This window comes from Bradyrhizobium hipponense, from assembly GCF_008123965.1.
Classification (GTDB): Bacteria; Pseudomonadota; Alphaproteobacteria; order Rhizobiales; family Xanthobacteraceae; genus Bradyrhizobium; species Bradyrhizobium hipponense.
The window spans coordinates 1-5,544 of record NZ_VSTH01000025.1 but is presented as its reverse complement, the minus strand read 5'-3'; the positions used below and the strand labels follow the sequence as shown (position 1 = coordinate 5,544).

Annotated in this window: 5 protein-coding genes and 2 pseudogenes; 5 read left to right on the top strand and 2 right to left on the bottom strand. The window is 59.2% G+C overall.

Annotated features, from left to right (window positions below):
* Positions 1-528, bottom strand: a 528-nt coding sequence (locus FXV83_RS09290; RefSeq protein WP_488226261.1) for a 2OG-Fe(II) oxygenase, incomplete at its 3' end; no start/stop codon positions are given.
* Between the two features lie 522 nt (positions 529-1,050).
* Between FXV83_RS09290 and FXV83_RS09285 the strand changes: the two genes are divergently transcribed.
* Entirely contained in the window at positions 1,051-1,695 is a 645-nt protein-coding gene (locus FXV83_RS09285) for a class I SAM-dependent methyltransferase (RefSeq protein ID WP_187435780.1), read from the top strand.
* Between the two features lie 133 nt (positions 1,696-1,828).
* Here FXV83_RS09285 and FXV83_RS09280 read toward each other — a convergent pair.
* Positions 1,829-1,939 (bottom strand): annotated as a pseudogene (locus FXV83_RS09280) (transposase domain-containing protein); the annotation flags it as partial.
* Positions 1,940-2,066: 127 nt separating this feature from the next.
* Here FXV83_RS09280 and FXV83_RS09275 point away from each other — a divergent pair.
* The 4 genes and pseudogenes from FXV83_RS09275 to FXV83_RS09260 form a co-directional block, all read left to right on the top strand.
* Complete coding sequence (locus tag FXV83_RS09275; protein ID WP_148738885.1) at positions 2,067-3,308, top strand: tyrosine-type recombinase/integrase; 1,242 nt, start codon at positions 2,067-2,069, stop codon at positions 3,306-3,308.
* Positions 3,305-4,231, top strand: a complete 927-nt coding sequence (locus FXV83_RS09270; protein WP_148738884.1) for a tyrosine-type recombinase/integrase — start codon at positions 3,305-3,307, stop codon at positions 4,229-4,231. Before FXV83_RS09275 ends, FXV83_RS09270 begins: the two co-directional genes overlap by 4 nt.
* Positions 4,228-5,229: a tyrosine-type recombinase/integrase gene (locus tag FXV83_RS09265; protein WP_148738883.1), complete on the top strand. Its 1,002-nt coding sequence runs from the start codon at positions 4,228-4,230 to the stop codon at positions 5,227-5,229. Before FXV83_RS09270 ends, FXV83_RS09265 begins: the two co-directional genes overlap by 4 nt.
* Before the next feature lie 113 nt (positions 5,230-5,342).
* Positions 5,343-5,495 (top strand): annotated as a pseudogene (locus FXV83_RS09260) (transposase domain-containing protein); the annotation flags it as partial.
* Positions 5,496-5,544: the final 49 nt, after the last annotated feature.

Here is a 5,544-nt window from a genome sequence, read left to right as displayed (position 1 = left end):
CCACTCCTCCTTCCAATCGTAGTTAAGGTAAAGCAACAGATTAAGCCGACGATCGAGTCTCAGCTTCTTATGAATATTAAAATCCGCATGGATGGCGAGGCGGCCCCCTCGAGGGATCATGTGCAAACCGCCGCCTAGCAGATACGGATCGGGTATTAGGCCCTCTATACCTGTCAGGCGTTCAAGAAATCCAAGAAAGAGGCGCGAATTTAGCGCGTTGATGAATTGCTGAATGTGGGGCGGAAAATCCTCCAACCGATCCAGACCGAGCTTTTGCTCTTCATACGCTCCGGCATCGAGAAATGTGCGATTCCACGATGCGTCAAACTCGCCAGGATAGCAGGCTATCAACCTCGAAATGATGTCTTGATCAAAAAAGTCGTCGATACCGATGTGTGGAAAAGGCCAATTATCGCGATACTGCTGGGCCCATGCTTGAGCCTGTCGGTTCATTTTCTCAAGTGGGAGAAACGATTTGATGCCGAAATACTCGGTATCGGACACCAACTGCCGGGCGGGGTCAACCATCGGCCTTTCTCCATTATTGAGCCTGAGTTTATAATATACACAAATTCGCTGTCTAATTATTAAATTATCGGTTGTCGAGTAACTGAGGTAACTCCAGGCGAAATCTGGTCCATAATATTCCGCCTCGAAAAACCTGAAGCGCTCTCTAGAGGGTCGATCGGGTATAATAAATCAATTATTGTTATTTTGAAATATATTTAAGTGTGATATATCTTGTAGCTTCGCGATGTCATGCGCAGAGGCCTGGCGTCATCAGATCTACAGCTGCCACGATTTTAAGAGCCCAGATTATTGCAGATTTATTTAAGAAGAAACTCAGGAGTTGCCGCTCGCCGCTGGACGAGAGAGGGAGGAGCTGCCGGCTCGTCTGCCATCCCAATTCAAGCGCCAACAGGATTGCGGCGGATCAGGAAAGCCTGCTGCGGTTGGAGATTTGAAAGCATTGTCAACTTAATGGCGGCCATCGTCATTCGTCGAAAATAAGCAAACCCAATGGCATCGATACACGAGACTCGGCGGCAGGTGTATGAGGACAAACCTGATGACTATTTTAAGTCTGTACGTTTAGATATCATCGCTGATTTGCCGGCAGGGCACAAACTCTCGTTGTTGGAGATCGGGTGTGGTTATGGAGCGACGCTCGCCGAGGCGAAGCGGCAAGGAAAGGCGGCACGAATTGCGGGAGTTGAGATTGATCCTAAAGCGGCCGCGCAAGCGCGCAGGACCGTGGATGAGATCATCGTTGGTGACGTCGAGTTGATTGAACTTCCGTTTGCGCCATATTCGTTTGACGTCCTCATTCTTAGCGCAGTTCTGGAACACCTAGTTGATCCGTGGCAAACATTGAAGCGATTACATCCGCTCCTCAAGATCGGAGGATTGATTTACGCCAGTTCACCAAGCGTCGCCCATATCACCGTTTTGCGCATGTTGCTTCGGAATCGGTGGGATTACGCAGAGCGTGGCCGCTTGGACCGCACGCACCTCCGATGGTTCACACCGGAGACTTATTGCGAGATGGTGGAGCGTGCCGGTTTTAAGGTACACTGGGTTAGGCCCGTAGAGAAGTTGACTGGTAAGCAGGCCGTTGCTGATCTATTAACGCTCAGGCGATTTTCTCATCTGTTCACTAGCCAGATTTTTCTAAAGGCAGAGCGAATGGCTTGAGCGGCCGAGGCGCGATTTTGCTGCTTCGCTTCAACTCCAATCTTGCAGGCCTTCTCGAAACGGCCGATCTGTAACCCTCCGGCCTGGGCCGCGGAGTGATCACTTTCGCCGGGTCAGGCGGGAGGACGTTCGTCTTCGATTCCCCTGGCAGTAACTCATGGAGCTGGTTTTGCGTGGTATCGGCGATGCGGGCGAGCACGTCGGCCAGCCAAGCTGGTGGATCGAGGTCATTGAGCTTTGCCGTTTATGCCGCCCGCCGAACTATGCCGAGTCGGGTCGTTTTCCCCAGTTTTCTGGCTGACTGACCGGCGTTTGGTCGGTTCGGCATAGTTCGTTCTGTGCCTCCGCTGTCAACAGCGGAGAACAGGAAGATGGAAGTTGAAGAGTACTTGGGCAGAAGCCGGCTGTACCGGCGTCTCAGAAGCGAGCCGCACGGACGGCTCGTCGAGTGCTACGCCGTTCGTCTCGTCGAAGAGAGGCTCGTTCGGCATGGCGCGTGGCGTTGCCTCAACGTAGTTGGCGGGCTCCTGAGTTGGATCGCGGGCCGTCGCTATAGGCTGATTGATCTCGATGAGCAGGTCGTTGAGCGGTACCTCCGACATCGAGGCGGGAGGCAATCTATCCAACCCGGTGACCGGGCAGCGCTCAAGCGATGGTTGTCGGTGCTGCGCGAGGAAGGCGCGATCGCGCCGTTGGTGCTACCGCCTCTCACCCCGCACGAACGGATCTTCAAGGAGTTCGATGCCTACCTGCGATCAGAGCGCGGCTTGGCCCCGAGGTCCATCGTACGCCATCTCCCGGTCATCCGCAGGTTTCTGCACGAGGTGTGCTCCGGCGGCGCCGCCGCCCTGGGCAAGATCAACCAAGAGGACGTGATCCGCTACATTGAGCGCCACGCCCAGGATTGGAGCCCGGGAACAGGCAAGGCGATGTGCTGGTCGTTGCGCGCCTTTCTCCGTTACCTCCACCATCGGGGGCTGAACGCGCGCCCGTTGGCGGATTGCGTTCCATCGATGCGGCGATGGAAGCTCGCAACTCTGCCGACCTATCTGCCTGCCGCACAGGTGCGGAAGGCTCTCGACGGTTGCGACCGAAAGACGGTGATGGGACGGCGCGACTACGCCATTCTGTTGTTGCTGGCCAAGCTCGGTCTGCGGGCCGACGAGGTCGCGACGCTCACGCTCGATGATATCGACTGGCGCGCCAGCGAGATACTCGTTCGCGCCAAGGGCCGACAGCGTGCACGGATGCCGATACCGCCAGACGTTGGCGCGGCCATCGTTGCATATCTGCGCAGTGGCCGCCCAAAGTCGTCGTGCCGACGGTTGTTCGTCCGCACACTCGCGCCGCACATCGGGTTTGCTTCCGGATGTGCGATCACCATGATCGCCAAGGCCGCCCTCGATCGCGTTGGAATCGAAGGTTGCGCACACCGCGGCGCCCATATCTTCCGACACAGTCTCGCTACCGAGCTTCTCCGATCTGGCGCGACCTTGTCGGAGATCGGACAGTTGCTGCGGCACGAGAACCACGACACTACCCGGATTTACGCGAAGGTCGATATCGATGCGTTGAGAACATTGAGCCTGCCCTGGCCGGGAGGCGTGCAATGACCAATCTGCGCGCCGCACTCGATAAGTACCTGAGCATGCGCAAGGGGTTTGGATACAAGTACGAGCACCAGACCCGTCGGCTCGCCGACTTCGTCGCCTTCATGGAGAAGCGCAAAGCCAGGATCATCACGACGAAGCTGGCAATGGAATGGGCAACGCTGCCGCCCGATCGTCATGCATCCTGGGCGCTGCGATTGAGCGACGTGCGCGGGTTCGCGCGCCATGTCGCCAACTTCGATCCGAGAACGGAGGTACCGCCCGTCGGCATGCTGCCCGGATGGAAGCGCGCCAAGCCCTATGTCTACCGCGACGCGGAGATCGATGCGTTGCTGACGGCAGCGCTGGCTCTGCCGCCAGCGGGCGGGCTGCGCCGATGGACCTACCATACCCTGTTCGGGCTGATCGCGGTGACGGGCATGCGTATATCCGAGGCGATGGGCCTGGAGCGTGATGACGTCGACCTCGACGCCGGCGTGCTGACGGTCCGGCTGACCAAGTTCGGCAAGTCGCGGCTCGTGCCATTGCATCCGACGACGAGAACCGCGTTGCGCGACTACGCCCACCGGCGCGACGCGATGCTCGGATCACGCTGCGGCTCGACCTTCTTCGTTGCCGAACAGGGAGGCCGCTTGCTGCACCAGTACGTTCATCGCGTCTTCTGGCGATTGTCCCGAGAGATCGGGCTGCGGCGCCCAGGTGATCGCACCGGGCCACGCGTGCACGACTTCCGTCATCGCTTCGCCATCCGGACGCTGCTCGACTGGTATCGTGAAGGCAAGGACGTTGAGCAGCAACTCCCAGTGCTCTCCACTTACCTCGGCCACGCCTGCGTGCGTGATACTTACTGGTATCTCTCGGCCTGCCCCGAGTTGATGGAAGAAGCGGCGCGGCGTCTCGATCGGCGGTGGGAGGTGACGCCATGAAGCCCGCATGCAATGTCGCCACGTTGATCGGGCGCTTCTTCACCGAGCGCCTCATGCGCCAGCGCAATGTTAGCGCCAACACGATCGCCTCCTACAGGGACACGTTCCGGCTGCTGTTCATGTTCGCACAGGTGCAGCTGCGGAAGCCCCCATCGGCCCTGACGCTCACCGATTTGGACGCAACGTTCATCGGCGCGTTCCTAACCGATCTCGAGGTAAAGCGCGGCGCCAGCGCGAAGACGCGTAACCTGCGTCTGACCGCTATCCGATCCTTCTTCAGGTTCGTGTCCTTCGAGGAGCCGGCACACAGTGCGCTGATCCAGCGCGTGCTCGCCATACCGAGCAAGCGCCACGATAAGCGACAGGTGCACTTCCTGACGCGCCCCGAGATCGAGGCGGTTCTCGCAGCGCCCGATCGAACGACGTGGCTTGGCCGCCGCGATCACACCTTGCTGCTGGTCGCGGCCCAGACGGGCTTACGCCTCTCCGAGCTGACTGGCCTTGACCGGGATGCCGTCCACCTCGGGTCTGGCGCACACGTACGATGCGTCGGTAAAGGGCGGAAGGAGCGGACCACTCCGCTGACCACACTCGCTCGGTGTGCGCTCCAGGCATGGCTCAAGGAACCGTTACGGAAAGGAGCAACAGCGTTGTTCCCCAACGTGCACGGGGCCCGGCTCAGTGCCGACAGCGTCCAGTCGCTGCTGGGAAAGCATGTTCGTGTCGCTCACAAGAGTTGCCCGTCTTTGAAGGCCAAGAGCGTATCACCGCACGTGCTGAGGCACAGCGCTGCGATGGAACTGCTGCAAGCCGGCGTCGACTGCTCCGTGATCGCGCTGTGGCTCGGTCATGAATCGGTCGAGACGACGCAGACGTACCTGCACGCCCACCTCGCCCTCAAGGAAGCTGCCCTGGCGAAGCTCAAGCCGTACGAGCGCGGCAAACGAACCCGCTTCCAGCCGAACGACCGCCTGCTCGCCTTCCTGGAGGCGCTCTGAACGACCAGACTATGCCGAATGGAATGGGGCTCCCGTGCACGCGATCGACGATGCCAGCGTGACAACGACGTGCCATACCGGACCCGTTCGGCATAGTTCGGCGGGCGGCATAAACCTGTAAGCTCAACAGCGTCAGCGCCGAGCACTGGCTCTCGGACGTCCTCTCTAAGCTCGTCAATGGCTGGCCTGCGGCGCGACTGGACGAACTGCTTCCGTGGTCGTCGACCTACACGATGCATGCACACGACCCGAGGCTGGCAGCATGAGCCTCAACACGACCGCCGTCCGGATCAAGGTGACCCTCAAGGACGTGAA